11 protein-coding genes are annotated in these 16,447 nt (G+C 41.7%); 7 read left to right on the top strand and 4 right to left on the bottom strand.

Going from position 1 to position 16,447, the window contains the following annotated elements:
- Positions 1-879: 879 nt before the first annotated feature.
- The gene (locus tag CWC29_RS16705) at positions 880-3,219 is read right to left on the bottom strand and encodes a winged helix-turn-helix domain-containing protein (RefSeq protein ID WP_128727177.1); all 2,340 of its coding nucleotides are present in this window, start codon (positions 3,217-3,219) and stop codon (positions 880-882) included.
- Positions 3,220-3,591: 372 nt separating this feature from the next.
- On the opposite strand from CWC29_RS16705, the gene mnmE reads away from it, so the two are divergent.
- The gene (mnmE, locus tag CWC29_RS16700; protein WP_138522617.1) at positions 3,592-4,956 is read left to right on the top strand and encodes a tRNA uridine-5-carboxymethylaminomethyl(34) synthesis GTPase MnmE; all 1,365 of its coding nucleotides are present in this window, start codon (positions 3,592-3,594) and stop codon (positions 4,954-4,956) included.
- A gap of 71 nt (positions 4,957-5,027) precedes the next feature.
- Here mnmE and CWC29_RS16695 read toward each other — a convergent pair whose 3' ends face one another.
- The 3 genes from CWC29_RS16695 to CWC29_RS16685 form a co-directional block, all read right to left on the bottom strand.
- On the bottom strand, positions 5,028-8,615 hold the full coding sequence (locus CWC29_RS16695) for a hypothetical protein (protein ID WP_138522615.1): 3,588 nt from the start codon (positions 8,613-8,615) through the stop codon (positions 5,028-5,030).
- Between the two features lie 126 nt (positions 8,616-8,741).
- Positions 8,742-9,047 carry a hypothetical protein gene (locus CWC29_RS16690; protein ID WP_128727180.1) on the bottom strand — a complete coding sequence of 102 codons (306 nt, stop codon included), beginning with the start codon at positions 9,045-9,047 and terminating at the stop codon, positions 8,742-8,744.
- Between the two features lie 166 nt (positions 9,048-9,213).
- Complete coding sequence (locus CWC29_RS16685) at positions 9,214-9,414, bottom strand: hypothetical protein (protein ID WP_125253654.1); 201 nt, start codon at positions 9,412-9,414, stop codon at positions 9,214-9,216.
- Between the two features lie 441 nt (positions 9,415-9,855).
- On the opposite strand from CWC29_RS16685, the gene CWC29_RS16680 reads away from it, so the two are divergent.
- From CWC29_RS16680 to CWC29_RS16655, 6 genes are all read left to right on the top strand, one after another.
- Positions 9,856-10,653 carry an isocitrate lyase/PEP mutase family protein gene (locus tag CWC29_RS16680; RefSeq protein WP_138522613.1) on the top strand — a complete coding sequence of 266 codons (798 nt, stop codon included), beginning with the start codon at positions 9,856-9,858 and terminating at the stop codon, positions 10,651-10,653.
- Between the two features lie 409 nt (positions 10,654-11,062).
- Positions 11,063-11,500 carry an FMN-binding protein MioC gene (gene mioC, locus CWC29_RS16675; RefSeq protein ID WP_128727182.1) on the top strand — a complete coding sequence of 146 codons (438 nt, stop codon included), beginning with the start codon at positions 11,063-11,065 and terminating at the stop codon, positions 11,498-11,500.
- A 422-nt stretch (positions 11,501-11,922) separates the two neighbouring features.
- Positions 11,923-13,812 (top strand): tRNA uridine-5-carboxymethylaminomethyl(34) synthesis enzyme MnmG, encoded by a 1,890-nt coding sequence (gene mnmG, locus CWC29_RS16670; RefSeq protein ID WP_138522611.1) that lies wholly within the window; start codon positions 11,923-11,925, stop codon positions 13,810-13,812.
- Positions 13,813-13,827: 15 nt separating this feature from the next.
- Positions 13,828-14,448: a 16S rRNA (guanine(527)-N(7))-methyltransferase RsmG gene (gene rsmG / locus CWC29_RS16665; protein ID WP_128727184.1), complete on the top strand. Its 621-nt coding sequence runs from the start codon at positions 13,828-13,830 to the stop codon at positions 14,446-14,448.
- A gap of 14 nt (positions 14,449-14,462) precedes the next feature.
- Positions 14,463-15,248 (top strand): ParA family protein, encoded by a 786-nt coding sequence (locus tag CWC29_RS16660; protein ID WP_010376876.1) that lies wholly within the window; start codon positions 14,463-14,465, stop codon positions 15,246-15,248.
- A 15-nt stretch (positions 15,249-15,263) separates the two neighbouring features.
- Positions 15,264-16,202 (top strand): ParB/RepB/Spo0J family partition protein, encoded by a 939-nt coding sequence (locus CWC29_RS16655; protein ID WP_128727185.1) that lies wholly within the window; start codon positions 15,264-15,266, stop codon positions 16,200-16,202.
- The last annotated feature ends 245 nt before the right edge of the window (positions 16,203-16,447 follow it).

Below are 16,447 nucleotides of genomic sequence, written 5' to 3'. Positions count from 1 at the left end.
AATAAACAATAGAAACCTTCAACACACAAAATTTACAACACAACCTGTTGTTTATTACTAAACACCCTCATTCCCAGGCCATGTAAAGTGCGCACATAAAGTAGCGGAGAATGAACACCCATAGCGACAAAAAAGACATCAAAGATATCTAAAATAGATAAAAAGCCCATAACCATGATTAGTTAAAAACTAATAAACGCATGATTAAAAAGCTTTTATTTGTTTTTCTTTTTTGTAGCTAAGTTTTATTAAAAATCTAAAAAGACAGCCTAATGAAGCGCTGATTAATTCTAAGGGGAACTCACCAATACGCTTTTTTATATAAATTTACGCAAGAGATGACAATTAACAAAACACAAAACGAATTAACAAAAACAAAACATTGATAAGGTAACGATTGACTGGATAGTAAATGTCTAAAAATTTAGGAATGAGAAATTGAAATGCCAAATAGGCTACTCGAGTTAAAAAATGACACAGAGCAAGGAAGGCTAGTTTACGAAGAAAGAACAAGGTTTAGCGTACCAAGTCGATTAAGTTTCTGGTCAATTGAGAGAGTAAACCCGGTACTAGGCACATTAAAAAATGTCTTATGTAGAACTAAATTCCAAGCCTAAAAATAGAGCTGAGAGGATAAAACACAAAGACAATAACACTTTGACTTTATGTGTGTTTTTAGTTTTATAGGTGAAAGTGCGGAGCAATAAATGCGTGTTTTCACGATATCTAGACCTCAAGAAGAAAGCGCTCGATAGCACTCGCTTCTTGTTACCAGCTCATACCTATTCTGTAGGTAAAGCGGGCCTATAAATTTATCGTCAAACGCCCCCTTATCCAAAGCTTATGCTTCTAGAGGCATCACTAAAAACCAAGTGGGGATTACATTCCCCACTCTGATTCACAGTAAACGGAGTAAGGTTTTTGCCACTGATCTATCAAGGTACTTATTGAGTTGTCATTTTGGATCGGCATGACACGCGTTGCAAAGCCTAATAAGCGCTCATCTTGCTCTCTCCACAACCCAGAAAAGCTCGATTTACTTTGCAGCAACAGCTTTTCTGCCTCATCAAACTGCTCCAGCTGTAAGTGCGCGATCGCCGCATAATCAAATAATAACTTTTTATTCTTGCTATCATCAAACAGTTCAATAGCCTTGCTGTAATTACCTAGCTGCAAATAAGCGTACATTAAAGAATAATCCGCATACGCCTTAGAGTCATTTAATCCTAAAGATTGGTATTTAATCTGTGCTCTCGTTAATTTAGGTAATGCTTTTTGATACTCCTGCTTGATCAATAATGTCCACCCATGTAATAAGTGTGCATCAGCCTGTATGTGAGGATAATCTCTGACATTGGATGATTCCATTTCAGTAAAGATACCGTCGGCAGCATCAAGTAAATCAGGATCGACTAAACTAATCCCCAGATCCATTTTCCCCATAGCTTCAAGCAGGCGATTGCGATAGTAAAGCGGCGAGTTTTCTAGTCCAGTATTAAACTCACTTTGCGCAATTTGCAGATACTTTAATGCTCGCTGCCCGTCGTGAAGCTGAATGTAAAAGAAGCCAAGATAATTTGCGATCTTAATCTTATAAATGATTTCTTCTTGCTCTATTGCTAGCTCCAACGCCTTTTTTAAGGCCTTCGCTCGGCTGTTAATATCAGCAACAAAGTTCTGACCAATCGCAAAATACGTTTGCATTAATAAACTCAAGTTATTATTTTTTTGATAATAACTAAGAGAGCGGTGCAAGCTTTCTAAGCTTTCGTTTAAATTAACATCGGTGACCTGCTCAGGCCTCGCAGCTGGTGGACTACCAATGTAGTAAAGCCGCGTCGCTTCTGTGCTGACATCATTTTGTAAGTTAATACCGACTTTCGACAGATTGACGTAATCTTTGTACAGTTCCCATTTTTGCTGTTTTGACGCAACATCTGAAAGTACCAAATAAATACGTGAGCGGATCACTTCATTTGAGAGCTCTTCACTATTTGCCAACGCCAACTTGAGCAGTCTTTCGGACTCTTCGTAATTCCCTAATACTTGTTCCAATTCCCCCCAATAAAACAACAACCGTACACGTAAATTAGACTGAGCCTGCAGTTCTGTATCTTCTTCTAGCTTTGCAAAAAGTGCTTGTGCTTTCTCAACCTGCCCTGTTCGCCAGTATGAACGAGCCAACTCTATCAATGCATGGGTGTTACTTGGATCATGCAAGCTAGATGCTTCAAAATATCGAATAGCTAAACCAACACCATGAGTCTCTAGTGCGTGCAGCCCTTCTAAGTAATCTTTGGTTGAGAATTGATTATCAGACACCTTAAAAGTACTTAATTTATTGGTTCCTTTGTTAAATTGTTTGATAAAGCTATTTGCCAAATCAGGAAGTGATAAGTCTAGCCCCTCACTATAAATCACTCCTTCTTTCCGCTCCCCATTTGGCTGCGATAGCTGGTACCTAAACACAAATCGGCCAAACTCTTGAGAAACTGATGCTAACATCCACTGATCAGCTCGACCACTTACCACAATACTATCTAAGGCTTGTTCCTGATTACTAAATTTGGGGCTTTCTGCCGCAAGCAACTGTAAAGCGGTATTATCAGGGACAACATTATAATTTGGTAATTCCTTTAACCCTTCGATCAGCATATGCCTGAGACTATAATTCAACCAATCAAGTTTTGTTTCGCCAGTTTCATTAATAAATGGCGCGATTAATATTCGACGAATATGGTTTTGCTGGGTTTGTGCGGTAGAATTTATAATCGAGTTTGTGTTTGATTGATAAAGTAATCCAGCCGATACAACCAAAGCAAAAATACCCACGACCATAAAAAGAATATAGGGATTTTTATGTCCTAAATTAGATGTTTTTTGATTGACCGGTTCGGGCTGCGTTTCTTCTTGCTCTAATTCAACTTCCGTTAGCCAGATATAACCACGCTGAGGGTACGTTTTAATGAATACGGGGTCATGAACGTTGTCGTTTAGCTGTTTGCGTAGCTCCCGAATACTCTGAGTAAGTGAACTTTCTCTATATTCACCATTGATCCAGATTTCGGATAACAATTCTTCTCTGGTGATTACACGGCCCGCATTAATAAGAAAATATTCGAGTAACTGAGCAAGTTTAGGGCGTAATTGAATAGAGCCTTCTTGGTGGTACAACGCGCCAAGCACCGAATCAAAAGTATAGCCCTTGAATTTATACAACGTAATTCCTTAACATTATTCATCTAGCCAACTTGGCTTTGGGTTACAAAACGACGTCCAACATGACACACAATTTTAACAAAAACACACTGTATTTAAAGTAAGACATTCAGCTAGCATTATATGCCTGCTTCAATGAAGTTAATACTATTTAACTATCTATTAAACGAACAAATAAAGTCTTTTTTATTAAAAATGAGATAAACGACCATTTTTTTGCCGTTGTCTTGATCCAGTACAAGTCTTCATGCTTCACTACATATCCATTTTTGCTACAGTTTATAACAGCAAACACGCCCCAGCATGGCTGAGTCTGTTGCTTTGCTGTACAATTCATTTATCACCTCGTATTTCCATTAGAATTAGTAAATCATGATTGCACAAGACACCATAGCAGCACAGGCTACCGCTCCGGGTCGCGGTGGCGTTGGCATTATTCGAGTATCTGGTAGTAAAGCCAAAGAGGTCGCCGAGCAAATCTTAGGTAAATGCCCTAAAACTCGCTATGCCGAATACCTGCCATTCAACACCCTAGCAGGTGAACAGCTTGACCAAGGCATTGCGCTGTTCTTTCAAGGACCAAACTCATTCACAGGAGAAGATGTGCTTGAGCTACAAGGCCACGGTGGTCCGGTTGTCCTTGATATGCTGCTAAAGGAGATAAGCCAAATCGAGCAAGTGCGCTTGGCAAAGCCTGGTGAGTTCTCAGAACGTGCTTTTATGAACGACAAGCTAGACTTAACGCAAGCAGAAGCTATCGCAGACTTGATCAACGCCACCAGCGAGCAAGCTGCAAAAAGTGCACTACATTCACTGCAAGGTGACTTCTCTAAACATATCAACGCATTGGTCGAAAAAGTAATTCACCTTCGTATGTATGTTGAAGCTGCAATTGATTTCCCCGATGAAGAAATTGATTTTCTGTCAGATGGTAAAGTCGCAGGGGATCTTGAGAGCATTATTCAGCAACTCGCTGAAGTGCGTAAACAAGCCAAGCAAGGCAGTATTATGCGTGAAGGTATGCGCGTGGTGATTGCAGGTCGTCCTAACGCAGGTAAATCATCGCTACTCAATGCCTTAGCTGGCCGTGAAGCCGCGATTGTTACAGACATTGCAGGTACCACACGGGATGTACTGCGTGAGCACATTCATATCGATGGTATGCCGCTTCATATTATCGACACTGCAGGACTTCGTGATAGTCCAGATAAAGTAGAACAGATAGGCATAGAGCGTGCTTGGGAAGAAATCCGTGGTGCCGATCATGTACTGTTTATGGTAGATGGCACAGAAACCCACGAAACCGATCCTGCGAAGATCTGGCCTGATTTTATTGAGCAACTACCGCAAGGTATGGAGATTACGGTGATCCGCAATAAAGTCGATTTGAGCGGTGAAGCCATTGGCACAACAACGAGTGATGGCCATACTCTTATTCGCCTGAGTGCCAAAGATATTCAAGGCATTGATTTATTGAGAGAACACCTGAAAGCCTGTATTGGATTCACAGGTGCAACTGAGGGTGGCTTTATGGCTCGTCGTCGTCATTTAGACGCCCTAGAACGCGCTGCTGAGCACCTAGAAATAGGCCAAACTCAGCTAGAGATGCACATTGCCGGTGAAATTCTGGCAGAAGAGCTGCGCCTAACCCAGCAATACCTCAATGAGATCACCGGCGAATTCACCTCAGATGATTTGCTAGGCAAAATCTTTAGCTCATTCTGTATTGGTAAATAACCTGAGCTTCGGATAAATAATCCAAATATTTGAGTTGTCATACGCCCGATGTTCGGGCGTATGACTATACACTAACTACAGTAATGGCTTACTGCTTCTTTTACCTTACGAGATTTGTCTTTTTTCAATGGAGCTAGCAATACTTCAGCATCTGCTTCTTGGCTTAATATTTCAGGAAGTTCAGCGCGGCGACCCGCGTGTAGGTAGCTCAAACTCTGTTTAAAACTGCCATATTGGCCACGGGCATGTGCCACAATAAACTCACGACACACGTCAAAATGGCTGCGCTTAATACAAAACAGCATCAGGTGTTCGGATTTAACGCCGATATCAAATAACCAGGCGAGTAAAAATGCCATACCGGCCTCGGATGCTTCACCTTCATACTCATCGCTGTTTGATAGATAAGTCTCAAAATCAATTTCATTGTGTGCCAGTTGGTGTAACAACCAAGGTTGCTCCATTTGCGCTTCAATTAATTTAAAGCCGCGATAGTCATGATTAAGAAGCAGACGTACCAGTTTGTTGCGACGCTTAACATCTAGCATCCACACAAATTGACGCAGACTATACATGTGGTATTCATCGGCATCGATACGCATAAACTCGGTGGATATTTGCTCTTTGAAAAGCGCAGCCATGGCGTCAAACTCTATTTCGTTATCTAGATAAGCCATCGTTTGTTCAACAATCCCGTTAATACGATTGGACTGCACTTGAAGTTCAGCAACGCGCTTTACAATAGCAGCACGTTCAACCTGCTCTGAGAATACCAATAAGGGTCCCGATGGCAGTCTGTCTTCATACCAAGCAAGCGGCACCTCATGATCGGCTATCACAATCACATAATTGTCTCCTTGCTGCTGCAACACAGTGCAGGCTTCCCAACTTCGACCATCAACATGACAAGGTTTATCATGTATTGAAAGGCTATCTGCCACAATGGCTTTATGCAGCTTCTTTGGTAACTTTTCACCTTCACCGAAATACAGACAATCCTTACCTGACTCGTGTGCCAACGCATGCTCCCAAGAGTGCAGATTTAATTGCGCAAAAATATCTATCGCACGGCGCAAGTCATGATCAAAGTCGACTGCAACTTCAGGATGTTTGAGCGAAACATGATGTAAAAACTCAACTTTCGTGCGCTCATTAATATACGCAAGCCCCCGCTCCATGGCTTTGGCTTTTTTACGCCCCATGCTGCCAAACATACTGGTATCATCACTGACTATTTCGCTGTAAATCTCTATCCAATTTACGTAACGCCCGAAGTCATAACGTTGATAACTCATTTCATAGGCATTCAGAATACCGCTATCTATTCCAGCTTTACTTAAGTGCTCATAGACATCAATCCCATCGAGTATATTATTAAACTCTATATCCCAATGATCATCTGAATAAGCACGAAGCACATTGCGTGCAACCCTAACTGGCGCCAATGCAATAATAAATTGCCACAAACGATCTGCTTTATTTTGTAAGGGTAAAGGTAATTGCCGCAACAAAAATGCGGCTAAGGTAAAGCGCTGAAAGTCATCATCATGATCTTTAAAAAGCTGATAACTGGGTTGCTGCTCACTAAATTTATTTAAGTAAAGATCGCCGCGACAGCACTCATCTCGATACAAGTGTGGCTGTACTAGTGCCAATATACTGACCAAATCATCTCGCGGCGTGTCTGCAGTAAAGTGGTCACAGATCCGCGCTATTTGTTCCTCAGATAACCCTAGATTTTCAGGGTTATAATGGTCTGACTTTTTATGACATTTTTGAATTATGTGCTGGGCAGCGAGTTGCCAAATATGATTGTCGTTAAGATAAGTTACCAGTGCCTCTGTAATATCGTCGCCAATACGCTGATTGTAATCACAATGAAGGTGATAGCTGGCCAGTGTCATTAAGCCCATATCCGATTGTGGCCACTGCTCTGGATGGCACCGCGCACGGGATGAGCGAAAATGCTCATCAACCAACTTAAGATGCTTGCGGCACAGTAATTCATCTTGGTTGGTGAAGTGATGAAATATCGATTGGATGTTTTTGGCTTTGGCACTTTCTGCTGCGCTCTCAATATCAGATAAGGAGAGTTGAGTGTAGCGCTGATAATAGGCTTCTCTAGAAAGTAGCGCCTCATCACCTTCGGTAAGTGATGCCATCATATATTTACTAAACTCACGTTTGCCTAGAGCATAGTAAAATACGTCAATCACGCGCAAGTATTGCTGAGCGCGAGCTTGTAGTAAGCTCGTTTCTGTATCTTTGCGTACCGTAAGCGTCAGCACCATGCCATTTGGTTGTGTATATTCAACTTCTTCACTGAAGTGATCAGTCAGTAAATCGCCCCGTACAAGACTGAGCACCGACTCCAATTCGTCGGCTATACCTTGGTTATTGCGCTCGAAACTACTCAATTGCTCAATAAGATGCTCAGCCATGTCACTGGCATGCAGTTTCGCTAATTCAAGTACATCAACTTCACAGAGTGTTTCTAACACGGTGTGTGGCTCACCACTTTCAATATAGCGCCACAATGATTCACCTTGGGGCATAGCTAGCACTAAGGGCTTCAATAAATTGCTACCATAGTTAAGCTCATATTTTCTCTCGTCTCTGGCGAGATAGGCGCGATAGTTTGCACGCGCAGTAATGGCACTCTGTGCTATTTTAACGAGCGGCCCTACAACCTGTGATTGGACTTTTTGCTGTAAATCATACGCTTCATTTTCGAGCGTGCTGCCAAAAAATGGCATTGCCATAAAGCTATCTTTGGCTTCTTCATCGTCATAAAAACAAGTATGAGGGAATAGCGATTGGTATAGAGACACGACGGGTTGATAAGTACTTAAGTCTTCTTCTTCATCCTCATCGCACATAGTATCGACACGCTCAAGTAATACAGGCTCTGCTTGGAAACGTGCAACGACTAATGCTTTAAATTGTTCGTAGTGCTCGGGGTGCTGGCATAAATATTCCCCCAATGGCTGGTAGCTACAATCGTCACTATATCGATCATTTTGGAACATGCCAGATCTAAAGCTCTCGTTGTCACACCATATAAATGCTTTGATTATTTCTTTATGCCAGCCATGCTCATGAAGCAACGAACTTAAATAGCTTTCGTAACCGCAGGCATGCTCATCATCCCAGTAAGGCACAAAAAACTGTGCAAGCAAGAAGGTGTACCGTATATCCGTCTTTGCAAGCATATATAATGCTTCTACGCCAAATACCCGCATATCATCAAGCCACATTTCGTCTGTGTCGTTTTGGCGTCGACTATAAGCAACGATGGCTTGGGCGGTTTCTACAACAACCTCTTTAATTTCAGGATATTGCAGAGCTGCTGCAAACAGAATGACTTCAGAAATATAAGTTTCAGTATCATCATCTATAGGATGGTTATAGTGGTGCGATCCGCCTTCTTGGCCTAAGTTTAACGCAGACTGCAGCAACTTAAGGTTGTTGCCGCTATCTTGTGGTTGTAGGCGGCGTTTACCGTCTTTTCCCAGTTGCTTAAACTCAACATCAAATTGACTATCGCTAAAAGCCCTATCCTCATCTAATAAAGCTTTATATTGTGTTAATGCTAGTTTGATTTGTTGCGGGTCTTGAATATCCAGCGTGATAATCTGGTTTTTATCGAATTGATTCATGTCGTTATTTCTAATTGAATTTAACGTATAGCCGCACTAATCGGACTATAGAGTAGAAAAATAATGAAGCACAGCTCTGTAAACTGCGGTAATTTCAAGTAAATATTTAAAATCAGCGGGTGTCGATTACGAGCTAGTATCGTCAGCTTGCAGCTCTTTTAACCTATCGATATCTATTTGGCAGTCCTGCTTTGCCTTTTTCTGTTGATCGGGTGTCATATCATTCCAATGAATATAACCACCGTGCGCGTGTGGTGCATTGTATAAATAGTTAGCGAATTTCTTGTTGCCACTACCTGAGACTAACCCCCTCACAGAACCCTGTTCATCAGCGGCCCATAGTGCAACACGTTTAAATTCCAGCTCTCCAGAAGCGCTAATACGAAATGAATACCAATCTTCAGCAGCACTAATGTGCAGTTCCTTATCCATGCTTTACCTTTTATAGTTCCTTAAAGTCGAAGCTATTATTTCCAATCTTAATGATGAGGTCAATACAACAGATAAATTAAGTCTTTGAATTATATTAATAAAAAGTAAAATGTAAGGTAATATCGTTGGCAACAACACATATACCAACGCATATCAATTCAATGTATTAGATGGGTTTAACAGGGTGTAGTACCGAAGATTCAGGTCTAACAGGATGCAATACTGAAGACTCAGGTCTAACTGGGTGCAGTACTGAAGATTCAGGTCTAACAGGGTGTAAAACAGACGACGCTGGATCTAATGGATCCAAAACACCACTACCACCAGAAATACTAGATAGCGCACTTTTTTCAATTAATTTTTTCATCTTTTTTCCTTAATTTTGCGGTTATGTAACAGCTATTAGTAAGCACTTTGTTTATATGGCTCTCTCAAGTACGAGAAGTAAGCCATAAACACTTCATTGTTCAACCCAAATCCAGTTTTGAGGTGGAAATAGATACTATTACCAGAGCAATCCTTGCCGTGTTGTTCAATTCACCATCAGTATTAACATCAAAGCGAATGACATAACAAGTAATGAGGAAAAAAAATAAAAACTATAAATATCAATAACATGAATAAATAATAAAAATACTCATATTGCAAAAACTAACTCTAACTGCATAAAAATAATACATATTTTTTTAAATAACATTTTCACCTTACTTTTTCGTGAAAATGTGTATCAAAATGTTGAGTGCCAAATTTGGCCAGTCCAACATCGATAAACTGCGTACCCTAAGTGTGTCAACTTAGGAGAAATAAAATGGATCAACGTACAACTTTTAAAGCCCTTCATCAAAACACTAGCCCGCTCTTTATCGCTAATTGCTGGGATCCTTTATCGGCACTTATTATTGAGCAGGCTGGTGGCAAAGCTGTTGCGACAACAAGTTGGGGTATGTCAAATCATCAGGGCTATAAAGATGGAGAACAACTCACATTTGATCATGTACTACAAACAGTAAGTGCCATTCTTAAGATGATCACTATTCCATTAAGTGTTGATATTGAGGCAGGCTACAGCGCGGATCAAAATCAGATCATCAAACATATTATCCAATTGGCCGACCTTGGCGTTGCAGGTATCAATATTGAAGACAAGCCCAGTCACCAGAGCAGCTTACGCGATATAGCATCACACCAAGCGCTATTGCAGGCAATCAAACAAGCATTACATCATCGCGGTTTCAAACACTTCTTTATCAATGCACGTTGCGATCTTTGCTTACAACCACATTGGACGGAAGCGACGCTTCATGAGCGTGCGCTCGCTTACCAAACAGCAGGTTGCGATGGCTTTTTTATTCCTGGTTTAACCGACACCGCGATGATAAAACGCCTAACAGCCCTGCTTTCAATTCCAGTCAATGTGATGTTGTTGCCCGGATTTAGTGATAAACAGGTGTTAGCTGAGTTAGGAGTCAAACGTATCTCATCAGGTAATGCACTCAGCGATCATGTGATAGCACAGCAAGAGTCAGCCACTAAAAAACTGCTCGAAGAGCATACGGTTGAGTTCTTATTTGAGCAACCAGTTCTCACAACTAGGCTGTCAAGCTAAATTAATCCCGAAATCTGACCGGTTTTTTAGACTCTTTTATTATATGGATCTAACTAAATAGATCTAAAAGTCTGGATCGACTTCGGGCTTTTAGATCGTTATCCACAACTCTTCATCCACAACCTCAAAATCCATTCAAAAACAGCGAAGTTCTTACTTCTTCAATCGTAGTTCCAGCGTTATAAAAGCACTTTTAAGCGCAGCTATCCCATAGATTATCCACAAATAGATCACCAAGTTAAGCTCAGGAATATTTTATTTTTCTCTTTCCTTTCATATAGATAAATAAAGAAAATAAAAATCACACATTATTTGTGCAAATATTTTTATCCAATAACTTCAAAGCCCTCTTTACATATTCATGTTAAACGCTAAGATGACGCGCAACACGACTTAGGTAAGGGTAATAATGCAAACTTTAGATCTTATTGTAGGCAGCCAAATGGGATCAGCAGAATACGTTGCTGAACAGCTAATGGAATCGCTTGAATCTCAAGGCTATACCGTAAATTTGCATGAACAACCTGAGCTTGAAGCTTGTCAGCAAGCACTGTGGCTGGTGGTGACATCAACCTATGGAGCCGGTGACTACCCAGAAAACTTACTACCTTTTATATCAGCGTTAAAAGCGAGTTCGGATCTGAGTCAGCTACGCTTTGCAGTAGTGGGAATTGGTGATTCAAGTTACGACACCTTTAACCACGCAGCTATTAATCTTGCTGATTTACTTAAAGAAAAAGGTGCAACACAGCTGTTAGACATAGAAAAGATCGATGTTTTACACCCAGATCTACCAGAAGATACCGCTATTGCTTGGTTACCTAAGTTTGTTGAATGTGTCGCTTAACGCTGCGACATTGAAATACACAGAAGTTATTCACAAATTCAGTCTATTTTAGATCGCATTGTGGATAACCTATGATCTAACTGCTGATCTATGCTTACTTATCCATTGGATAAAAAAATTCAGATCTAGCCCTGTGAATAAAGTGGCAAATTGATCAAAGGTTTTAGGCCTGTTGATCCGATCTAATTCACATCAATTGATCTTAGTTAAGCAATTGGATCTCAACAGGAATACAAAACTATTCACAGATCAAAGGATCAGTAATAGTAAGATCAATAAAGATCTTTAAAAAGATCCTTATATATTTTAAGTGATCTCTTTTTTGCGTTGTGCAAAGTTTAACCATTTCACTTCTGGTTAATTCTAGGTAGAATACGCATCCTTTCTAAATTTGCTCGGTTGTTTTAAGTAGGATCCCGTAAATGATTTATCATGAACATTTTGATGTCATCGTTGTTGGTGGTGGACACGCAGGCACTGAAGCTGCACTTGCAGCTGCTCGTATGGGTATGAATACCTTATTGTTAACACACAATATGGATACCTTAGGCCAAATGTCGTGTAACCCAGCTATTGGTGGGATTGGTAAAGGTCATTTGGTTAAAGAGATTGATGCACTTGGTGGTGCAATGGCCAAAGCAATCGACAAAGGTGGGATCCAATTCAGAACGCTTAATTCATCGAAAGGCCCAGCAGTACGAGCGACTCGCGCTCAGGCAGATCGCGCATTGTATAAAGCTGCGATCCAAGACATTTTGCAACATCAAGAAAACTTAAAGATCTTCCAACAGTCTTGTGATGATCTTATTGTTGAAGGCGATCAGGTAAAAGGTGTCGTGACCCAAATGGGTTTGCGTTTTAGCGCTTCGTCAGTAGTGCTAACCGTTGGTACTTTCTTAGGTGGTCAGATCCATATTGGTTTAGAAAACTTTAAAGGCGGCCGTGCTGGCGATCCACCTTCTATTGCTTTGGCTGAGCGTTTACGTGAAATGCCTTTTCGAGTTGATCGTCTAAAAACAGGTACACCGCCACGTATCGATGCAAGAACGGTTGATTTTTCAGTGATGCAAGAACAACCTGGCGATACCCCGACTCCGGTTTTCTCGTTTATGGGTAAAGTGTCTGATCATCCAAAACAGATCCCTTGTTATATCACCTATACCAATGAAAAAACCCATGATGTGATCCGCAATAACTTACATCGTTCGCCTATGTATGCAGGCGTGATTGAGGGGATTGGTCCACGTTACTGCCCTTCAATTGAAGATAAAATTGTGCGTTTTGCTGATAAAGAAAAGCATCAGATCTTCGTAGAACCTGAAGGCTTAACATCATACGAGCTATATCCGAATGGCATCTCCACCAGCTTACCATTTGATATCCAACTGGAGATCGTGCGTTCTATTAAAGGCTTTGAGAATGCGCATATTTGTCGTCCTGGCTATGCAATTGAGTATGACTTCTTTGATCCGCGTGACCTTAAGCAGTCATTGGAAACAAAGTTTATCAATGGCTTATTCTTCGCAGGTCAAATCAATGGTACAACCGGTTATGAAGAAGCCGGTGCACAAGGTTTGATTGCGGGTATGAACGCAGCACTTCAAGTTCAAGGCCGTGAAGCATGGACACCGCGCCGTGATGAAGCTTATGCAGGCGTGTTGATCGATGATTTAGCCACGCTTGGTACAAAAGAACCTTATCGTATGTTTACCTCTCGTGCTGAATACCGTTTGTTACTGCGTGAAGACAATGCGGATTTACGTCTAACAGAAAAAGGTCGCGAATTAGGTTTAGTTGACGATGAACGCTGGGCTGCATACAACGATAAACTTGAAATCATGGAACAAGAAGCACAGCGTCTGCGCAATACTTGGATCCATAAAGATCATCCAGCACTTGATGCGGTAAACGAACTGCTGAAAAAGCCACTAGTACGCGAAGCCAGTCTTGAAGATCTGATCCGCCGTCCAGAGGTTAATTATCATGACCTAATGGCTATTGAAGGATTAGGATCTGAGTTTGATAATATTCCAGCCCTTGAACAGGTAGAGATCCAAACTAAGTACGCCGGTTATATTGCGCGTCAACAAGATGAGATTAATAAACAGCTTCGTCATGAAGAGACATTACTGCCTGCTGAGTTTGATTATGCTCTGGTAAGCGGTCTGTCAAATGAGGTTGTGGCAAAGCTAACTGATGCTCGTCCACAAACGATTGGCCAAGCTTCACGTATTTCTGGTATCACCCCTGCTGCTATTTCGCTATTATTAGTGTATCTGAAAAAGCAAGGGCTATTACGTAAGTCGGCGTAATAGCAGTGGAACACTGTGTTATTAGAACAATTGAATGAATTACTCGCTGATACCTCAATCGAGCTCAGCGAACAACAAAAGCAGCAGTTGGTCGAATATGTCCAGCTGCTGGATAAATGGAACAAAGCCTACAACCTCACATCCGTTCGCGACCCAAAAGAAATGATGGTAAAACATATCATGGACTCTTTGGTTGTTGCGCCACACCTAACGGGCAGTCATTATATTGATGTAGGCACCGGACCGGGTTTACCGGGTATGGTATTAGCGATAGCTAGACCGGACATCAATTTTGTTCTTCTTGATAGCCTTGGTAAAAGAATTCGATTTTTAATGCAGGTAAAACATGGGCTTGGTATTGAGAATGTTACCCCTGTGCAGTCTCGAGTTGAAGAATATCAGCCAAGTGTTAAATTAGACGGTGTACTCAGCCGTGCTTTTGCATCACTACAAGATATGATCCAGTGGTGTTCACATTTAATCGATAACCAAGGTGTATTCTTAGCACTTAAGGGGCAATACCCAGCGGATGAGCTAGAACACCTACCAAACGGCGTGAGTTTATCGCAAGATATTAGTTTAGTGGTGCCCAAGCTTGAAGGTGAGCGCCATTTAATCATTCTTTCTAAAGATTAATTGTCGAGGACAATGTGGCAAGAGTCATTGCAATAGCAAACCAAAAAGGTGGTGTTGGTAAAACAACCACGGCGGTGAATTTAGCCGCGTCCATGGCGGCGACTAAACGTAAAGTTCTGTTGATCGATCTCGATCCTCAAGGCAATGCAACCATGGGCAGTGGCGTTGATAAATACGCCGATGTCGCAACGGTTTATGATTTGTTGATCGAAGAAGCGCCAATGGATCAAGTGATCACCACAGAAACCAGCGGCGAGTATCATTTGATCGCAGCGAATGGCGATGTAACCGCGGCAGAAGTCAAGCTAATGGAGTTGTTTGCGCGCGAAGTGAGACTACGCAACGCCCTTGAGACGATAAAAGATAAATATGAATATATATTCATCGACTGTCCACCTTCATTAAATATGCTAACGGTAAATGCCATGGCTGCCGCCGATGCAGTTTTAGTTCCGATGCAGTGTGAATATTATGCACTGGAGGGATTAACTGCTTTAATGGACACCATTACCCAACTCGGTAAGTTGGTGAATCCAGGATTGCAAATTGAAGGCATTTTACGCACTATGTATGACCCGCGTAATCGTCTAGCTAACGACGTATCTGAGCAGTTAAAACAACACTTTGGCGATAAAGTGTACCGGACTGTGATCCCTCGTAATGTGCGATTAGCGGAGGCGCCAAGTTTTGGAGCGCCTGCGATGTATTATGATAGAGCATCAAGCGGTGCGAAAGCTTATCTAGCGCTAGCGGGTGAAATGCTAAGACGCAAAGAAAAGCAAGCAGCTGCGGTTGCCTAAGAGGATAAAAAGAACATGTCGGTTAAAAAACGTGGTTTAGGCCGAGGGTTGGATGCCCTACTCAGCTCAGCTAAACCTAATCCAAGTACTGCAGCACCTGTACCTAATCAACAAGAAGCCGTTGCGACAGTCAGTGAAGCGCCTGCTGAATCGGCGGTTGAACAAGAGTTACAACGATTACCTATTGAGTGGCTAACGCCGGGTAAGTATCAGCCGCGCAAAGATATGTCAGAGCAGGCACTTGAGGAACTGGCTAGTTCGATCCGTTCGCAGGGGATTTTACAGCCAATTGTGGTGCGTAAAGTTGCCACGCAAAGCTTTGAAATTATTGCCGGTGAAAGACGCTGGCGTGCGGCACAGTTGGCTAAGCAAGATACCGTTCCTTGTTTAATCAAAGATGTGCCGGATGAAGCGGCTGTTGCTATTGCGCTTATTGAAAACATTCAGCGTGAAGACCTCAATGCAATGGAAGAAGCAATTGCGCTAGATCGCTTGCTTAATGAATTTGAACTCACGCATCAGCAAGTTGCCGATGCGGTTGGCAAATCGCGTACGACGGTCACCAATTTACTTCGTCTCAACAATCTCAATGATGATGTAAAAATCTTGTTGGAACATGGCGACATAGAAATGGGCCATGCTCGCTGTCTACTTGCCCTAACTGGTGAAGCGCAATCTGAAGCGGCGAGAACTGCTGTGGCTAAAGGATTAACTGTAAGAGAAACCGAAAAACTGGTTCGTACCATTTTAGAGCCTGTCGAGAAAAAAGAAGCGAAGCAAAAGGATCCTGATGTGAAGCTGCTTGAGCAGCAATTACAGGAAAACTTAGGTGCTAAAGTAGAGATCAACTACAACCAGAAAGGCAAAGGTAAACTGGTTATTTCCTATGCTAGTTTGGATGAACTTGATGGTATTTTGGGGCGTATTAACCCTGAAATGAATGAAGCTGACTAATTGTAAACTTAACTAATTGACTAATACGTGAATGCGGTGCTTGCTTTTGCGCCGCTATTTCCGTACCGATATGCTGTGAAATAGCGAGAATACTAATAACTTTGATGGAAAAATAGCCACTCTTGTATAGGCTTTAATTTAAGCTTTCTTCCCTACCAAATTTTGACCTATTTGGCGTCCAAAAAGCGTCACATTTCGTCTCGTCAAGTTGCAAATTAAGCAGAAACAAGTATAATTTCGCCAGT

It is taken from the genome of Pseudoalteromonas galatheae, assembly GCF_005886105.2.
GTDB lineage: Bacteria > Pseudomonadota > Gammaproteobacteria > Enterobacterales > Alteromonadaceae > Pseudoalteromonas > Pseudoalteromonas galatheae.
Note: the sequence above shows the minus strand (reverse complement) of the source record. Positions and strands in the feature narration are given on the sequence as shown.